The sequence below is a fragment of the Cupriavidus respiraculi genome (genome assembly GCF_914271545.1).
Classification (GTDB): Bacteria; Pseudomonadota; Gammaproteobacteria; order Burkholderiales; family Burkholderiaceae; genus Cupriavidus; species Cupriavidus respiraculi.
In genome coordinates this window covers 132,798-149,908 of sequence record NZ_CAJZAH010000006.1, presented here as the reverse complement: position 1 = coordinate 149,908, position 17,111 = coordinate 132,798, and the positions used below count along the sequence as shown (strand labels likewise).

The window sequence follows — 17,111 nt, the reverse complement described above, 5'->3', positions numbered from 1 at the left end:
ATGCGACAGATCGTTCTCGACACCGAAACCACCGGCCTGAATGCCGCCACCGGCGACCGCCTGATCGAAATCGGCTGCGTCGAACTGGTGAACCGCCGCCTGACCGGGCGCCACCTCCACTACTACGTCCACCCCGAGCGCGACATCGACGAGGGCGCGATCGCGGTCCACGGCATCACGCTGGAGTTCCTGGCGGACAAGCCCAAGTTCGGGGAAATCGTTCACCACGTGCGCGAGTTCGTCGAGGGCGCCGAGCTGATCATCCATAACGCCGCGTTCGACCTGGGCTTCCTCGACATGGAATTCCAGCTGCTGGGCCTGCCGCCCTTCCGCGAGCACGTGGCCAACGTCATCGACACGCTGCGCGAGGCGCGCCAGATGTTCCCGGGCAAGCGCAACTCGCTGGACGCCCTGTGCGACCGACTTGGCATCAGCAACGCCCACCGTACGCTGCACGGCGCGCTGCTCGATGCCGAGCTGCTGGCCGAGGTCTACCTGGCCATGACGCGCGGCCAGAACTCGCTGGTGATCGACATGCTGGACGGCGGCGCCGGCGCGAGCGGCAACGCCATTGCCAGTGCGGACCTGTCGCGCCTGCAACTGCCGGTGCTCGCCCCCACCGCCGAGGAACTGGCCGCCCACGCAATGGTGCTCAAGAGCCTGGACGACGAGAGCCGCGGCAAGACGGTGTGGAAGGAAATTGCCGCCGCCGAAGTCCCCACGGACCTTGCGGCGTGAAAAAAGGGCTTTACAAGGTACAGCCACACTGACATAATCGCGTTTTCTCTGTTGCGCGATGTACGACGCAGCGGCAGGGGTGGTTAGCTCAGCGGTAGAGCACTGCCTTCACACGGCAGGGGTCACAGGTTCAATCCCTGTACCACCCACCAGATTCGCGGGAAACCGCACGGGAAAGGCCCTCGGCGCAAGCCGAGGGCCTTTTTCACATTGGAGCTCCCGTCAGGGCCCCCGGCACGCGCCGGGGGCCCTTTTCACATGTGGCGATAACAATGCCTTGGGCCGCGACCGCGGAGCGACTACAACGTCCCAGGTACCGGGGACGTTTCATCAAGGGCGCCCGCGCGCCAGGAGAGTAGCCGTGAACCCATTGCAAGGTCGTCGACATTTCCTCCAGGCCGCGGCGCTCGCCGCCCTGGCACCCCTGGCCGCCTGCGGCGGCGATGACGATTCGCCGGCCCCGCCGCCCCCTCCGCCGGATACCGGATCCGACGCGCGCATCGCCAGCGCCATCGGCCAGCTCGACGCCATGGCGGCCCAGCTGATGGCAAGTTCCGGAGTGCCGGGCATGGCCGTCGCGGTGGTGCACGGCGGCAAGACGGTCTACGCCAAAGGATTCGGCCGGCGTGTGGTGACGGACCCCGCGCCCGTGGACGCCGATACCGTGTTCCAGCTAGCCTCGCTGTCCAAATCCGTCGGCGCCACCGTGGTGGCGCGCCAGGTTGGACTTGGCGGCATCGGCTGGGACACGCCGGTACGCAATCACCTGCCGTGGTTCGAGCTGTCCGACCCCGACTCCACCGCCGCCGTCACGATCGGCGACATGTTTGCGCACCGCTCCGGCCTGCCGGACCACGCCGGCGACCGGCTCGAAGACCTGGGCTACGGCCAGCGCGAGGTACTGACGCGCCTGCGCTACCTGCCCGTGGCGCCGCTGCGCTCGCACTACGCCTACACCAACTTCGGCCTGACCGCCGGCGCGGAGGCGGTGGCCGCGGCCGCCGGCCTCGACTGGGCCTCGCTGTCCGAGCAGGCCATCTACCAGCCGCTGGGCATGGCCAGCACCAGCTCGCGCTACGCGGATTTCGCCGCGCGCCCGAACCGCGCGCTGGGCCACGTGCGCACGAACGGACAATGGGTGCAGGGCATGGGCACCCGGCCGGACGCCCAGGCGCCGGCCGGCGGCGTCAGTTCGTCGGTCAACGATATGGCCAGATGGCTGGCGATGGTGCTGGCCAAGGGCGAAGCCGGGGGCAGGAGAATCGTCGAAGCGGCCGCACTCGCCCCCGCGCTGACGGCGCAGATGCAGTCGTCGCCGCCCACCGCCGACTATCCCGCCGGCCACTATGGCTATGGTTTCAACGTCGGCACCACGGAATCGGGGCTCGCTTCCTACAGCCATTCCGGCGCGTTCGGCGTGGGCGCCGCCACCAGTTTCTTCGCGCTCCCCACGCTCGACCTGGGCATCGTCACGCTGACCAACGGCTACCCGATCGGCCTGCCCGAGGCGCTGAACGCGCAGTTCGCGGACCTGGTGCAGTTCGGCGCCATCCGCCACGACTGGCCCGCGCTCTATGCGCGCGCGCTGGCGCAGGTGACGGCTCCCGAGGGCCGCCTTGTCGGCGCGCCGCCCCCCACCTCCCCGCTGCCGGCCCGCGCGCTGTCCATCTACACCGGCACCTACCGGAACGACTACCACGGGCCGATCCAGATCGCCGAACAGGCCGGAGCGCTGGTCATGTCCATCGGCCCCGTGCCGCTGCAGGTTCCGCTGACGCACTGGGACGGCGATGTCTTCACCTTTACGCTGAGCAACGAAAACGCGATGCCGGGCATGATCTCGCGCGCCGAATTTTCCAGCGACCGCGTATGGCTGGAGTTCTACGACCAGGAGGGACTGGGCGACTTCGTGCGCTGATGGCTTGCCCCGCCGCCCCCGCGGGCGGCGGGCCGGCTCAGGTCGGCCAGGCCGATCCCAGGATCAGGCTGCAGAAGTTGATCCGCTGGTAGTCCGGGTCCCGCAGCGCCAGCACATCGGCCTTCACATTCCCGAAGGTGGTCTGCGGCTTGCGCCGCGTGCCCTCGGCGAAATGGTCGATGATCCCCTGCTTGAAGTTGTGCTCCCGCGGATGGTGGCGGCACACGTGGTCGCGCTGCTCCGCCGTGAAGTCGTGGTACCCCAGGCCCAGCACATCCATCTCGACGCCGGCGGTGACCAGCGCGATGGTGGGCCGCATATGCTGCGGGATGCCGGGCGTGGTGTGCAGCGCGATGGCCGCCCATACGTCGTCGATATCGCGCTCCGCAATGCCGTATTCCTGCAGGAAGCGGCGGGCCGCGTTGGCGCCGTCCACCTCGAACCGCAGATCGGGACTGGCATGCGGCTCGGTCAGGCCCATGTCGTGGAACATGGCGCCGACATACAGCAACTCGGGATCGTAGGCGAGCGCCCGGCGCGTGCCGGTGAGCGCGCCCCAGAAAAAGACGCGTCGGCTGTGGTGGTACAGCAGGTCGTCCTCGGTATCGCGGACGAGTTCGGTCGCGGCACGCGCCATCGCGCTGTCGGGCACGCGAATGCCCGCAATGATGTCTGTCATGGATCTGCTCCGGTGTTGGCATGGCGGGCATCGGCAACGGCGCGCGGTGCCCCGCCATGGCGGGGGATGAACGTGAGCGGGCCGGCCCGGCAACTGCCGTGCGGCAGCGTGGGCGCCCTCTCAGCGCATTCATTCTGGAGCCCCGCCCGGATGGCTACAATGGCGGCAATCCGTCGGATCTGGACATCTTGACGGTGCTTCAGGACAGCCGGATCGGAACCCCGAAATGAACGAGACCAAGGTCGCCATCTTGATGCTGGACGGTGTGCAGGCACTCGACGTGGCGGGCCCCGTGGACGTGTTCAGCGAGGCCAACGCCTTCCTCGAGCCCGGCGCCCGCTATCAGGTGAGTCTGGTCGCGCGCAGCTGCAAACCGCTGCGCGCATCCAACGGCATGCAGCTGATCGCGGATCTGTCGATGGCGCAGGCCGACGGGCGCTTCGACATCGTGCTCGTCGCGGGCGGGCCCGGTCTGCCTGCCGCGCCGGCGGATGCGGCGGTCTCCCGGTGGCTGCGGGCCGCGGCGGCACGGGCCGGTCTGCATGGCTCGGTCTGCACGGGGGCGTTCGTGCTGGGTCACGCCGGCCTGCTCGACGGGCGCAAGGTGACCACGCACTGGCAGAACGCCGCGCAACTGGCGGCACGCTTCCCCGCGGCCACGGTGGAACACGACCGCATCCACCTGCGCGACGGGCCGCTGGTCACGTCGGCGGGGGTCACGGCCGGCATCGATCTGGCGCTCGCGCTGGTACGCGAGGCGCATGGCGGCGCGGTGGCGCTGGCGGTCGCCAAGCGGCTCGTCGTGGTCGCCCAGCGCCAGGGCGGTCAGTCGCAGTTCAGCCCCTACCTCACCGTGGCGCCACAGCATGCCGATTCACCGGTAGCGCGGATACAGGCCTACGTGATGGCCAATCTCGGCGCCAGGCTCACCCTGCCGCTGCTGGCGGCGGAACTCGGCATGAGCGCACGCAACCTCGTGCGCCTCTTCGTGGCGCAGACCGGCATGACCCCGCACGCCTTCATCGAAGCGGCACGGATCGATATGGCCCGCAACCTGCTAGAGGGCAGCGCCCTGCCGCTCAAGACCGTCGCCCATCGGTGCGGCTTCGTGACCGTGGACCGCATGCGCGTGGTGTTCCAGCAGCGGCTGGGCGTGTCGCCCGCGCAGTATCGGGCCAGCTTCCGATGACACGGCCTCTCGCGGGCGAATCAATAAATTGGGGGGTGCAGCAAAAAACTCCTTGACTATCTATCTACCAGTAGATACTATTCGATCCATGGACGCGGCACCCCCTCCCAAGTGAACGACGAGGCAGGCGGCGCGACCAAGCAACACCCGGGGGACTCCCTCTTTTTTTGGACCGGCCTCTCTATCTATTAGTAGATAACCGATCCGGAGACAGTCCCCAACCCGTACCTCTTAACCATCCTCGCCAAGGCGAGACCGCTACCGAATGGAGAACATCATGACCGCATCGACCTTTGCCAAGACCGTCATCACCGCCGCTACCCTCGCCGCCGCCTTCGTCGCCGGCACCGCGCAGGCCGCGCCCGTTGCCGCCGACAAGTACGGCTACGAATTCCGCACCGGTGAGCGCAGCGCCTTCACCGACGGTGCCCGCACCGGCGAGCGTAGCGCCTTCACTGATGGCGCCCGCAAGGTCGATCCGTACACCGACGGTGCCCGCATCGTTGCCGGCCTGGACCGTAGCGCCTTTACCGACGGTGCCCGCTCCGGCGAGCGCAGCGCCTTCACGGATGGCGCCCGCAGCGGCGAGCGCAACAGCTTCACCGACGGCGCCCGCTCGGTCGACCCGTACACGGATGGTGCCCGCATCGTCGCCCGCCTGGAGCGCAGCGCCTTTACCGATGGCGCCCGCACCGGTGAACGCAGCGCCTTCACCGACGGTGCCCGCACCGGCGAGCGCAGCAGCTTCACGGACGGCGCCCGCTCGGTCGACCCGTACACCGACGGCGCCCGCATCGTCGCAGGCCTGGATCGCACCGGCGTGTCCGCCGCCCCCGGCCGCGCCCGCGACGTCTACACCGACGGCGCCCGCACCGGCGAGCGCAGCGCCTTCACCGACGGCGCGCGCAGCGGCCAGTTCGACGTGTTCTCCGAAGGCGCCAACGCCTGAGATCCGCATCGCGCGTGAGATGAACGATGCCGCCCTTCGGGGCGGCATCGTCGTTACGGCCGAACGATCGTCGCGCGTGGCGCCCGCTGTCCGCCAACGGCGCCGTGCCCGGCATCGACATCAGGGGCTCACCCTCGCGGTCGGCTCGTCGGCCGGGACGGCCAGCGGCGGCTCGTCGACCCACAGCCAGAACAGGCGGTAACCCACCGACAGCACCACCGGCCCGATGAACAGGCCGATCACGCCGCCCGTCACCATGCCGCCCAGCGCGCCGATCAGTACCACCGGCATCGGCACGTCCACGCCGCGCCCGAGCATCAGCGGCTTGAGCACGTTGTCCGCCAGGCCGGCGACGAACACATAGGCGGCGAATATCACCGTGGCGAGGTTGACGCCGTCCGTGTAGAAGACATAAGCGATGACGGGCAGCGTGATCAGCGTGGCCGGCAATTGCATGATGCCCAGCAACAGCACCAGCAGCGCCAGCAGGCCGGCGGCCGGCACGCCCTTGACCACGAAGGCGATGCCGATCAGCAGCATCTGGATGAACGCGATGCCGACCACGCCCTGGGCCACGGCCCGGATGGTCGCGGTGCATAGCAGCGCGATGCGCGGGCCCCGCTCCGCGCCGAAGACCCGCGCGGCGATGCGCAGCGCGCTGCGATGGCCCTCCTCCCCGTACGCCATGATGATGCCCGCGAGGAACAGCGCGAGCACGAATACCAGCAGCGCGACGCCCAGGCTCGCCAGCTTGCCGAGCACCGCCATCGTGATGCCGCGGAACTGCGGCAGGAACTTCTCCACCATGCCGGTCATGTCCGTGGACGCGGACAGCCATGCCGCATGCAGCCGCTGGCCGAACAGCGGCCAGCCCGCGACGAAGTCCGGAGGCGGGGGTATGCGGATGCTTTCGTTGCGGACCGCGTGCATCGCGTTCTCCACCGATTCGAGCAACGCCACACCCAGCACGTAGGCCGGCACCATGATCAGGGCCAGCGACACCAGCACGATCAGCGTGGCGCTGCGACCGTCGCGCATGCCGAGCCGCCGGCGCATCCGCACCTGCAGCGGATACATGGTGACGGCCAGGATGACGGACCACAGGACGATATCGAGGAACGGATAGAAGATGCGGAAGCAGAAGATCGCGAGGACGGCGATCAGCCCGGCGCGGATCAGCACATCGAGCATCCCGCGAGAGAAAGTCCATTCCGAAAGAGGCATGGGCCGCATGAGTTCTCCTTGCAGAAGGGGAGCGCCGTGTACCAGCCTGTAGCATGGTCCGCGACGCCGCGACGCCGCGCCGCGGACCGTGCCGCGGTCTGGATGCGCTTGCGCCGCCCTTTTCCGTTCGTCGTTCTCACGGCCGTTCCGGCACCCACGCCGGATCCCTGCCGCAGACGAAGGCCCGATGGCAAACGCCGCTCTCTGCTGGAGTTGTAGAACTTCTTCGCCGGTTCTGCCGGGATTCTCGGCGCCGCCGCGACGACGTCCGCGCTTGTCGCCGTTCGCCTGAAAATTCCGTAGACGGACTGGCATAGACCGGAGAGCGCGCCCGGCACGCTTTCCGATGCGCGGGGTGCGCGAAGCCTGCGCCTTCGCGCAGGAGTGAGATGGCGACGGCGTTGCGCACCCGGAAGCCACCATACAACTTCCGGGGTCGCCGAAAAAAGTCCTTGACTATCTATCTACCAGTAGATACTATTCGATCCATGGACGCGGCACCCCCTCCCAAGTGAACGACGAGGCAGGCGGCGCGACCAAGCAACACCCGGGGGACTTCCCTCTTTTTTTGGACCGGCCTCTCTATCTATTAGTAGATAACCGATCCGGAGACAGTCCCCAACCCGTACCTCTTAACCATCCTCGCCAAGGCGAGACCGCTACCGAATGGAGAACATCATGACCGCATCGACCTTTGCCAAGACCGTCATCACCGCCGCTACCCTCGCCGCCGCCTTCGTCGCCGGCACCGCGCAGGCCGCCCCCGTTGCCGCCGACAAGTACGGCTACGAATTCCGCACCGGTGAGCGCAGCGCCTTCACCGACGGTGCCCGCACCGGCGAGCGTAGCGCCTTCACTGATGGCGCCCGCAAGGTCGATCCGTACACCGACGGTGCCCGCATCGTTGCCGGCCTGGACCGTAGCGCCTTTACCGACGGTGCCCGCTCCGGCGAGCGCAGCGCCTTCACGGATGGCGCCCGCAGCGGCGAGCGCAGCAGCTTCACCGACGGCGCCCGCTCGGTCGACCCGTACACGGACGGTGCCCGCATCGTCGCCCGCCTGGAGCGCAGCGCCTTTACCGATGGCGCCCGCACCGGTGAACGCAGCGCCTTCACCGACGGTGCCCGCACCGGCGAGCGCAGCAACTTCACGGACGGCGCCCGCTCGGTCGACCCGTACACCGACGGCGCCCGCATCGTCGCAGGCCTGGATCGCACCGGCGTGTCCGCCGCCCCCGGCCGCGCCCGCGACGTCTACACCGACGGCGCCCGCACCGGCGAGCGCAGCGCCTTCACCGACGGCGCGCGCAGCGGCCAGTTCGACGTGTTCTCCGAAGGCGCCAACGCCTGAGGCCGCGTCGCATGACGAATCGCACAAATAGCAACACAGCGCGGAGCCGATGACCACGGCTCCGCAACAGACGGAGCCCATCATGAACAAGCGCAACAGCATACTGATCGCCGGTTACCTGGCGGTCTGCGTGGTGAGCGGTTCGGCGGTGGCGATGGTGGCGCAGGTCCTGCCCGCCTGAGCCGCCCCGGACCGCCGCCACGCAACCGAATCGCGAAGCAAGCAAACGATCCAACCAAACCTTGAGGACTATCGACAGATAGACGAGTGCACCATGAAAGCCCCATCCGTTCGCGAACAACTGCTCGAGCACGCCCTGGTGCTACTGCGGCGCCGGGGATTCAATGGCTTCAGCTATCGTGACCTGGCCGATCTGGTCGGCGTCAAGACCTCGAGCGTCCACTACCACTTCCCCACCAAGGAAGACCTCGTGCTGGCTGCGGTGACGGAGTACAGCAACCGCGTAGCCAGCGAACTGCGGGCCATCGACGACACGCTGCCGTCCACGGAGCAGGCGCGGCGCTACCTGCAGTCGTGGCGCGACAGCGCGCATGGCGACCTGATCTGCCTGGCCGGCATGCTGTCGACCGAAGCCATGTCGCTGCCCGAGCCCGTGCACCGGGTGCTGAAGGACTTCTACACGATGAACGAGGCCTGGATCCGGCATCTGCTGGAGCAGTCCGCCGCGCAGCGCGAGCAGCCCCTGCCGCTGCCGCCCAAGGCCATCGCGCAGGCGGTGTTCGCCACGCTGCAGAACGGCCTGATCGCCTCGCGGCTGTTCGGCACCCCCGAGCGGCTCGACGCGGCCGACGAGTTGCTGATGGCGTCGGTCGCCCCCTGAGCGCCGCGACCGCGCAAATGACAACGCCGCCCGAGGGCGGCGTTGTCGTTCAGGCCTGGGCCATCCTTGCCGGTATGGGCGGGGCTGCGCAGGAGCCCGCAGTGGCGCGGCCGGTCACCTCGTCGATGGCCTGCAGCACCTCGGACACTTCCGGCACCACGCCGCGATCGCCCACCGACACGGCGCGTCCCGGGGCCGAAATGCCGAAGTGCTCGCGGGAGGTCGCGGTAAACAGCATCACCGAGGGCTTGCCCAGCGCATGGGCCAGATGCACGAAGCCGGTATCGGTGCCCACCACCAGCGCGGCGGCATCGACCCGCTGCGCGCATTCGGTGATGGTCATGCGCGGCAGCACCACCGAGCCGGGAATCTCGCGTGCCAGCGCTTCAGACTGTTCGCGCTCCGCGGGCGAGCCCCACGGCAGCTGCACGCGATAGCCGCGCGCGGCCAGTTCCGCGCCCACGGCGATCCAGCGCTGCGCCGGCCATTTCTTGGCATCCAGCGAGGTCGCATGGAACAGCAGCGCGCGCGGCGCGCCGTCCTCGTTCAGCGGCGCGGCCGGCGCGGGCACGCGCAGTTCGTAGTGCTCCTGCTGGTCGATCTCGTAGCCGAGCGCCCGGGATGCCACCAGCCGCATCTTGTGGCGCGCCGTCGCGTCGCCGTGCGGACCGAAGATATCCGTATAGAAGGACTCGGCCCGCCCTTCGCCGAGGTATCTGGCGGCGTAGCCGAAGCGGCGCGGGGCGCCGGACAGCCAGCCCACGATCGCGCTCTTGTAGACGCCATGCACGTCGATGGCCACGTCGTATTTCTCGCGCCGCAGCTGGCGCAGCGCACCGAAGATCGCCTTCAGGTCTCGCCATTTGCGCGACTTCTTGAAGCCGCGCAGCGGGGGCGCGATCACCCGGTCGATTCCCACGGTCCAGCGCGGGATATCGGCGCACGAGGCATCCGCCACCCAGTCGATCTTGGCCTCGGGATAGGCGCGGCGCAGGTCCCAGATCAATGGCAGCGTATGCGCCATATCGCCGAGAGAAGTGATCTTGATGACGAGAATGCGGTTCATCGGGGGTCCGGACGCGGCGGCTGGGCCACCTCGTCAATCGGCGTCAATTTGCGAAGGCCGTAGTATGCATCAGGCCCCGCCGAGGCCAGAGAAAAGTCCGCCTCCATGGATCTGCTCACCCATCGCCCCCCACTGAAGTGGGGATCCTCGGTCGTTGCCCTACACGTTCTCACTCGCCCTCCGTTAACCCCGTATCCCCGGACCTTGCCCGGCCCGGGTTCATTGCCATGGAGAACTCTGAGTGAAGACTGTGCATGCCCTCCCCCTGCTCGTCATCGCGGCCGCGGCCGCGCTGGCCGGTTGCGCCGCCGAATCGTCGCGCGCGCTGCCGGTGCAGCAGGTCGAAGCCGCGAGCCGCGCGTACCACGGCGCCCGCGCTCCCATCGCCGTCGGCAAGTTCGACAACCGCTCCAGCTATATGCGGGGCGTCTTCTCGGACGGCGTCGATCGTCTCGGCGGCCAGGCCAAGACCATCCTCGTGACCCATCTGCAGCAGACCAACCGCTTCAACGTGCTGGACCGCGACAACCTCGAGGAGATCAAGCGCGAGGCCTCCATCAAGCAGCAACAGCAGAGCCTGAAGGGCGCGGACTTCGTGATCACGGGGGACGTCACCGAGTTCGGCCGCAAGGAAGTCGGGGACCGCCAGCTGTTCGGCCTGCTGGGCCGCGGCAAGACCCAGGTGGCCTACGCCAAGGTCGCGCTGAACGTCGTCAACATCAAGACGTCCGAAGTCGTCTTCAGCAGCCAGGGCGCCGGCGAATACGAGCTGTCCAGCCGCGAGATCGTCGGCTTCGGCGGCACGCAAAGCTACGACTCGACGCTCAACGGCAAGGTGCTGGACCTGGCCGTGCGCGAGGCGGTTACCAAGCTGGTCGGCGGTATCGAGAGCGGGGCCTGGAAGCCCGCCATTCAGTAATCATCGTTCGAGGAACGGGTCATCATGAACAAGAGTTTGCACACCTCGCGGTCGGCATGGCTGGCCGCGGTGGGCACGGCGCTGCTGGTCGGCTGCGCCAATCAAGCCACGCTGTACCAGTGGGAGGGCTATCAGCCGCAGGTCTATCAGTACTTCAAGGGCGAACCCAAGGAGGCACAGATCCAGGTGCTCGAGGCCGACCTGGAGAAGATCAAGGCGTCCGGCAAGCTGCCGCCTCCGGGCTACCACGCGCACCTTGGCCTGCTGTACGCGGACCTCGGCAAGGACGACGAAATGGTCCGTGAATTCCAGACCGAAAAGCGGCTGTTTCCCGAGTCCGGCACCTATGTGGACTTCCTGCTGCGCAACGTGAAGCGCACCGACAAAAAGGCCCAGGCCGACGACAAGAAGGTGGAGCTCAAGCGATGAAAACACTGTGTAAACGCCTTCTGCCGCTGGTAGCGGTGGCCGTGCTGGCGACAGGCTGCGCGACGCCGAGGCAGGTCGACTACGCCGCGTTCAAACAGGCACGCCCGCGCACGATCCTGGTGCTGCCTCCGCAGAACGACTCGCCCGAGGTCCAGGCCAGCTACAGCGTGCTGTCGCAGGCGACCTTCCCGCTGGCGGAAGCCGGCTACTACGTCATGCCCGTGACGCTGGTGGACGAGACGTTCAAGCAGAACGGGCTGACGCAGCCCGGCGAAATCCACGCCGTCGCGCCCGAGAAGCTGCGCGAAATCTTCGGTGCCGATGCGGCGCTCTACATCACCGTCACCAACTACGGCACCCGCTACACGGTCATCAACAGCGCAACGGTGGTGACCGCCAACGCCAAGCTGGTGGACCTGAAGACGGGCACCAGCCTCTGGAGCGGCCAGGCTTCCGCATCGAACAACGAAGGCGGTAACAGCGGTGGCGGCGGCCTCGTCGGCATGCTGGTGGCCGCGGCGGTCAAGCAGATCGTCAACAGCGCCATGGACGCGAGCCATTCCGTGGCCGGCGTGGCGAGCAACCGGCTGCTCTCGGCCGGCCAGCCCGGCGGTATCCTCTACGGGCCGCGCTCGCCGAAGTACAGCACCGACTGATCCCGGCGTGCGGAGCAAAGAGATGGCGACCCATTGCGGGTCGCCATTTTTTTTGGCGCTCGAACACCGGGCCGGTGGCGGAGATCGCCGCCGGCCCCGGAGGCCGGCCTGCCCTACCGCACCCTGCCTTCCTTCCACGCCTGCAGCAGCTTGTCGTAGGCGATGGTCTCGCCCTTGGGCTTCTCGTTGGCCAGCTTCTTCCACGGCGCGTGCTCGTCGGACAGCCACTTGGCGGGATCGCCCTTGGCGTTGAGCTTAGGCGAGCAGTTGCTCATGCCGGCGCGCTGCAGCCGCGACATCACCTGGTCCATCTCGTCGGCCAGGCTGTCCATGGCGGCCTGCGGCGTCTTTTCCCCGGTCACGGCGGTGGCCACGTTCTTCCACCACAGCTGGGCCAGCTTCGGATAGTCCGGCACGTTGGTGCCGGTCGGCGTCCATGCCACCCGCGCGGGGCTGCGATAGAACTCGATCAGGCCGCCGTAGCGCGAGGCGTTCTTGGTCAGGTAGTCGTGGTTGATATCGCTGTCGCGGATGAAGGTGAGCCCGGTCAGCGACTTCTTCAGCGACACGGTCTTGGACGTGACGAACTGCGCGTAGAGCCAGGCGCCGGCCAGCCGGTTGGGATCGGTCTTCTTGAAGAAGGTCCACGAGCCCACGTCCTGGTAGCCGTTCTGCATGCCCTGCTTCCAGTACGGGCCGTACGGCGACGGCGCCATGCGCCATTTGGGCGAGCCATCCGGGTTGACCACCGGCAGGCCCTTCTTGGTCATGTCGGCGGTAAAGGCCGTGTACCAGAAGATCTGCTGCGCGACCTGGCCCTGCGCCGGCACCGGCCCCGCCTCCGAGAACGTCATGCCCATGGCCTGCGGCGGCGCGAACTTCTTCATCCAGTCGATGTACTTGGTCAGCGCATAGACCGCGGCCGGGCTGTTGGTGGCGCCGCCGCGCGCCACCGACGCGCCGACCGGCGTGCATTTGTCGTCCGCCACGCGGATGCCCCATTCGTCGACCGGCATGCCGTTGGGCAGGCCCTTGTCGGCGGTGCCGGCCATCGACAGCCAGGCATCGGTGAAGCGCCAGCCCAGCGACGGGTCCTTCTTGCCATAGTCCATATGGCCATAGACCTTCTTGCCGTCGATCTCCTTGACGTCGTTGGTGAAGAAGTTCGCAATGTCCTCATAGGCCGACCAGTTGGTCGGCACGCCCAGGTCGTAGCCGTACTTCGCCTTGAACTTGTCCTGCAGATCCTTCCGCGCGAACCAGTCGGCCCGGAACCAGTACAGGTTGGCGAACTGCTGGTCGGGCAGCTGGTACAGCTTGCCGTCCGGCGCGGTGGTGAACTTGGTGCCGATGAAGTCCTTGACGTCCAGCCCCGGGTTGGTCCACTCCTTGCCCGCGCCGTTCATGTAGTCGGTCAGCGGCAGGATGGCGCCGTAGCGGTAGTGGGTGCCGATCAGGTCGGAGTCGGAGATCCAGCCGTCGTAGATCGACTTGCCCGACTGCATCGAGGTCTGCAGCTTCTCGACCACGTCGCCTTCCTGGATCAGGTCGTGATTGACCTTGATGCCGGTGATTTCCTCGAACGCCTTGGCCAGCGTCTTGGATTCGTATTCGTGGGTGGTGATGGTCTCCGACACCACGTTGATCTGCGTGACGCCCTTGGCCTTGAGCTTGGCGGCCGCCTCCATGAACCACTTCATCTCGGCCATCTGCTTGTCCTTGGCAAGCGACGAAGGCTGGAATTCGTTGTCGATCCACTTCTTCGCCTCGGCCTCGCCCGCGCGCGCGTCAGGCGCGCAGACCAGCGCGGCGGCGACCGCCAGGGCTGTCATTCCGAGCTTCGCGTCTGACTGCACCACCTTCAGTAGTCTCAGTACCTGCATGAACGTCTCCTCGAAAATCTCCCTCCCTGTATGGTCGGGCCGCGGCCGGGGAAGGTGCGAGCCGCGCAGCCCGGTTGACGAGAAGCCCGTCAGTGTCGGTTTGCCCTTGCGTCGGTGTTCATCCCTTGCGCATCACGATGGCCAGCACCACCATCGACAGCACGAAGCTGATCCAGATCGACGGTTCCTCGGCCAGCGAGAACCATCCCATCATGCGTTCGCCCAGGCCCACCCAGGCCAGGTTGACCCACGCGGCGCACATCAGGCCGATGAACAGCCGGTCGCCGCGCGTGGTGGCGATCGGCAGGAAGCCCTTGCGCAGCACGGTCGGCTGCCGGATCTCCCAGATCGTCATGCCGATCAGCATCAGCACCACGCTGGCGAAGAACACCGCGACGGGTGTGGTCCATACCATCCAGCTCAGCATGCGGCCCTCCCCTTTTGCTAGACGCGGCCCATCGCGAAGCCCTTCGCGATGTAGTGCCGCACGAACCAGATCACGATGCCGCCCGGCACGATGGTCAGCACTCCGGCGGCGGCCAGCACGCCCCAGTCCATGCCGGATGCCGACACCGTGCGCGTCATGGTGGCGACGATCGGCTTGGCGTCCACCGACGTCAGCGTGCGCGCCAGCAGCAGTTCCACCCAGCTGAACATGAAGCAGAAGAACGCCGCCACGCCCACGCCGGCCTTGATCAGCGGCAGGAAGATGGTCAGGAAGAAGCGGGGGAAGGAATAGCCGTCGACATAGGCCGTCTCGTCGATCTCGCGTGGCACGCCCGACATGAACCCCTCCAGGATCCACACCGCGAGCGGCACGTTGAACACCAGGTGCGCCAGCGCCACGCCCAGGTGGGTGTCCATCAACCCAACGGTGGTGTAGAGCTGGAAGAACGGCAGCAGGAACACCGCCGGCGGCGTCATGCGGTTGGTCAGCAGCCAGAAGAACACGTGCTTGTCGCCGATGAACTGGTAGCGGGAAAAGGCATAGGCCGCCGGCAGCGCCACGGTAAGCGAGATCACCGTATTGAGCGCCACATAGATCATCGAGTTGATATAGCCGGAGTACCAGGACGGGTCGGTGACGATGGTGCGGTAGTGCTCCAGCGTGAATGCGGCCGGCCACAACGACAGCGTCGAGACGATCTCCGCATTGGTCTTGAACGACATGTTGACCATCCAGTAGATCGGCAGGATGGCGAAGACCAGGTACAGCGCCAGGAATATCCCGCGCCACCACGTTCCACGTTCAGGCATGGGGCACCTCCTCGCGCGCGGTTCCGGCGCGCTGCATCCAGTTATAGAGGATGAAACACAGCAGCAGGATGATGAGGAAATACACGATGGAAAACGCCGCGGCCGGACCGAGGTCGAACTGCCCCACCGCCTTCTGCGTCAGGTACTGCGACAGGAACGTGGTGGCGTTGCCGGGGCCGCCGCCGGTCAGCACGAACGGCTCGGTGTAGATCATGAAGCTGTCCATGAAGCGCAGCAGCACCGCGATCATCAGAACGCCGCGCATCTTGGGGAGCTGGATATGGCGGAACACGGCCCAGCGCGAGGCGCCGTCGATCTGCGCGGCCTGGTAGTAGGCATCGGGAATCGCGCGCAGCCCGGCGTAGCACAGCAGCGCCACCAGCGGCGTCCAGTGCCACACGTCCATCACCAGCACCGTCAGCCACGCGTCGAGCGCATTGCCGGTGTAGTTGTAGTCCAGCCCCATTGCCGAGAGCGCGGCGCCCAGCAGGCCGATATCGGTGCGCCCGAAGATCTGCCAGATGGTGCCCACCACGTTCCACGGGATCAGCAGCGACAGCGCGACGATCACCAGCACCGCCGAGGCCTTCCAGCCCCTGGCCGGCATCGCCAGCGCGAGCAGGATGCCCAGCGGAATCTGCACCGCCAGCACCGCCAGCGAAAAGCCGAGCTGGCGCAGCAGCGCGTCGTGCAGTTCCTCGTCGCGCAGCACCGTGCGGAACCACTCGGTGCCGACGAACACGCGCCGCTCGGGCGAGATGATGTCCTGCACCGAGTAGTTGACGATGGTCATCAGCGGCAGGATGGCGGAAAAGGCCACACAGACGACCACCGGCAGCACCAGCAGCCACGCCTTCTGGTTGATGGGCTTCATTGCACCAGCTCCTCGTTCACGTAATAGCAGGTGTGCCGGTTGAACACCGAGAACCACGCGGTGTCGCCTGTGCGCAGCGCCGCGGCCTCGCTGCCAAGGCGCGCGCGCAGCAGCGTGGCGGCCGGCGCCTCGGCTTGCGCCGGTGCGGTAGCGTCGCCCTGGCCAGGACTGGCCAGCGCCGCCGTGGCGAGCCAGTAGGTGCCGATATCCTGCGCGCGCTGGATGCGGGCCGGTACGGCCTGGTGGTCGCCGTCCGGGGCAAGGCGCACGTATTCCGGCCGCACGCCAACCTTGAACTCGCCCGCGGCCTCCAGCTGCTGCGCCACCGCCGGCAGCAGGTCGGGCGTGTAGCGGCGGCCGGCGATCTCGACGAAGCCGTCGCGCCAGCGCGCCGGCAGGAAGTTCATGCCCGGCGAGCCGATGAAGTTGCCCACGAAGGTATGGGCGGGTCGCTGGAACAGCGCATCGGCCGAGCCAACCTGCACCGCCTTGCCGCGCGACATCACCACGACCTGGTCGGCGAAGGTCAGCGCCTCGGTCTGGTCGTGGGTCACATAGATCAGGGTCAGGCGGAATTCGTGGTGGATTTCCTTGAGCTTGCGGCGCAGCTGCCATTTGAGGTGGGGGTCGATCACCGTCAGCGGCTCGTCGAACAGGATGGCCGACACGTCCTGCCGCACCAGCCCCCGGCCCAGCGAAATCTTCTGCTTGGCATCGGCCGACAGCCCGCTCGCGCGCCGGTCCAGCGCGCCGGACAACTCCAGCATCTCGGCCACCCGCCCCACCCGTTCCTTCACCTGAGCGGCCGGCACGCCGCGGTTGCGCAGCGGGAAGGCAAGGTTTTCGCCCACCGTCATGGTGTCGTAGATCACCGGGAACTGGAATACCTGGGCGATATTGCGCTGCTGCGGCGTGGCGTCCGTCACGTCCCGGCCATCGAAGGCGATGGTGCCCTGCGAGGGCCGCAGCAGGCCGGAAATGCAGTTGAGCAGCGTGGTCTTGCCGCAGCCGGACGGACCCAGCAACGCGTAGGCGCCACCATCCTCGAAGGTGAACTTCAGCGGCAGCAGGGCATAGTCCTCGTCGGAGCGGGGATCGGGCCGGTAGGTATGCGCGAGGTCCAGATCGATGCGGGCCAT

General features: G+C 67.4%; 17 protein-coding genes and 1 tRNA gene. 10 read left to right on the top strand and 8 right to left on the bottom strand.

All coding sequences use genetic code 11. The annotated features are described in order from the left end of the window. The 3 genes from dnaQ (at position 1) to LDO27_RS21775 (ending at position 2,656) form a co-directional block, all read left to right on the top strand. The gene (gene dnaQ, locus LDO27_RS21785) at positions 1-738 is read left to right on the top strand and encodes a DNA polymerase III subunit epsilon (protein ID WP_222203796.1); all 738 of its coding nucleotides are present in this window, start codon (positions 1-3) and stop codon (positions 736-738) included. Positions 739-815: 77 nt separating this feature from the next. Continuing rightward, positions 816-890, top strand: a tRNA-Val gene (locus tag LDO27_RS21780). Between the two features lie 209 nt (positions 891-1,099). Continuing rightward, a complete protein-coding gene (locus LDO27_RS21775; protein ID WP_224043951.1) occupies positions 1,100-2,656 on the top strand; it encodes a serine hydrolase in 1,557 nt (518 codons plus the stop codon). Positions 2,657-2,693: 37 nt separating this feature from the next. On the opposite strand, the gene LDO27_RS21770 is transcribed toward LDO27_RS21775, so the two are convergent. After that, the gene (locus LDO27_RS21770) at positions 2,694-3,335 is read right to left on the bottom strand and encodes an HD domain-containing protein (RefSeq protein ID WP_224043950.1); all 642 of its coding nucleotides are present in this window, start codon (positions 3,333-3,335) and stop codon (positions 2,694-2,696) included. A 226-nt stretch (positions 3,336-3,561) separates the two neighbouring features. On the opposite strand from LDO27_RS21770, the gene LDO27_RS21765 reads away from it, so the two are divergent. Together LDO27_RS21765 and LDO27_RS21760 are read left to right on the top strand one after the other, a co-directional pair. Then, entirely contained in the window at positions 3,562-4,524 is a 963-nt protein-coding gene (locus tag LDO27_RS21765; protein ID WP_224043949.1) for a GlxA family transcriptional regulator, read from the top strand. Positions 4,525-4,801: 277 nt separating this feature from the next. Continuing rightward, positions 4,802-5,473, top strand: coding sequence for a copper resistance protein CopQ (locus LDO27_RS21760; RefSeq protein WP_224043948.1), 672 nt, complete (start codon positions 4,802-4,804; stop codon positions 5,471-5,473). A 120-nt stretch (positions 5,474-5,593) separates the two neighbouring features. Here the strand turns inward: LDO27_RS21760 and LDO27_RS21755 are convergent, their stop codons facing one another. After that, positions 5,594-6,706: an AI-2E family transporter gene (locus LDO27_RS21755; RefSeq protein ID WP_224043947.1), complete on the bottom strand. Its 1,113-nt coding sequence runs from the start codon at positions 6,704-6,706 to the stop codon at positions 5,594-5,596. 669 nt (positions 6,707-7,375) lie between these two features. Here LDO27_RS21755 and LDO27_RS21750 point away from each other — a divergent pair. Beyond that, positions 7,376-8,047 (top strand): copper resistance protein CopQ, encoded by a 672-nt coding sequence (locus LDO27_RS21750; RefSeq protein ID WP_224043946.1) that lies wholly within the window; start codon positions 7,376-7,378, stop codon positions 8,045-8,047. A 274-nt stretch (positions 8,048-8,321) separates the two neighbouring features. After that, a complete protein-coding gene (locus tag LDO27_RS21745; RefSeq protein WP_224043945.1) occupies positions 8,322-8,888 on the top strand; it encodes a TetR/AcrR family transcriptional regulator in 567 nt (188 codons plus the stop codon). 49 nt (positions 8,889-8,937) lie between these two features. On the opposite strand, the gene waaC is transcribed toward LDO27_RS21745, so the two are convergent. Further along, complete coding sequence (waaC, locus tag LDO27_RS21740; protein WP_224043944.1) at positions 8,938-9,954, bottom strand: lipopolysaccharide heptosyltransferase I; 1,017 nt, start codon at positions 9,952-9,954, stop codon at positions 8,938-8,940. A 250-nt stretch (positions 9,955-10,204) separates the two neighbouring features. On the opposite strand from waaC, the gene LDO27_RS21735 reads away from it, so the two are divergent. Genes LDO27_RS21735 through LDO27_RS21725 form a run of 3 tightly spaced genes read left to right on the top strand, consistent with a single transcriptional unit; the run spans position 10,205 to position 11,958 of the window. Further along, on the top strand, positions 10,205-10,873 hold the full coding sequence (locus LDO27_RS21735; protein ID WP_222204249.1) for a CsgG/HfaB family protein: 669 nt from the start codon (positions 10,205-10,207) through the stop codon (positions 10,871-10,873). Between the two features lie 24 nt (positions 10,874-10,897). Then, entirely contained in the window at positions 10,898-11,302 is a 405-nt protein-coding gene (locus LDO27_RS21730; protein ID WP_224043943.1) for a DUF4810 domain-containing protein, read from the top strand. Then, entirely contained in the window at positions 11,299-11,958 is a 660-nt protein-coding gene (locus tag LDO27_RS21725; RefSeq protein WP_222203827.1) for a DUF799 domain-containing protein, read from the top strand. The genes LDO27_RS21730 and LDO27_RS21725 overlap by 4 nt, the downstream gene beginning before the upstream one ends. Before the next feature lie 113 nt (positions 11,959-12,071). Here the strand turns inward: LDO27_RS21725 and LDO27_RS21720 are convergent, their stop codons facing one another. The 5 genes from LDO27_RS21720 to LDO27_RS21700 all read right to left on the bottom strand — a co-directional run bounded on the left by LDO27_RS21720 (position 12,072) and on the right by LDO27_RS21700 (position 17,111). Beyond that, the gene (locus LDO27_RS21720; protein ID WP_222203829.1) at positions 12,072-13,841 is read right to left on the bottom strand and encodes an ABC transporter substrate-binding protein; all 1,770 of its coding nucleotides are present in this window, start codon (positions 13,839-13,841) and stop codon (positions 12,072-12,074) included. Positions 13,842-13,959: 118 nt separating this feature from the next. Then, positions 13,960-14,268 (bottom strand): DUF2160 domain-containing protein, encoded by a 309-nt coding sequence (locus tag LDO27_RS21715; protein ID WP_222203833.1) that lies wholly within the window; start codon positions 14,266-14,268, stop codon positions 13,960-13,962. Positions 14,269-14,285: 17 nt separating this feature from the next. Next, positions 14,286-15,098, bottom strand: a complete 813-nt coding sequence (locus LDO27_RS21710; protein ID WP_222203836.1) for a carbohydrate ABC transporter permease — start codon at positions 15,096-15,098, stop codon at positions 14,286-14,288. After that, positions 15,091-15,972, bottom strand: a complete 882-nt coding sequence (locus LDO27_RS21705; RefSeq protein WP_222203840.1) for a carbohydrate ABC transporter permease — start codon at positions 15,970-15,972, stop codon at positions 15,091-15,093. Before LDO27_RS21705 ends, LDO27_RS21710 begins: the two co-directional genes overlap by 8 nt. After that, positions 15,969-17,111, bottom strand: a complete 1,143-nt coding sequence (locus LDO27_RS21700) for an ABC transporter ATP-binding protein (protein WP_224043942.1) — start codon at positions 17,109-17,111, stop codon at positions 15,969-15,971. Before LDO27_RS21700 ends, LDO27_RS21705 begins: the two co-directional genes overlap by 4 nt.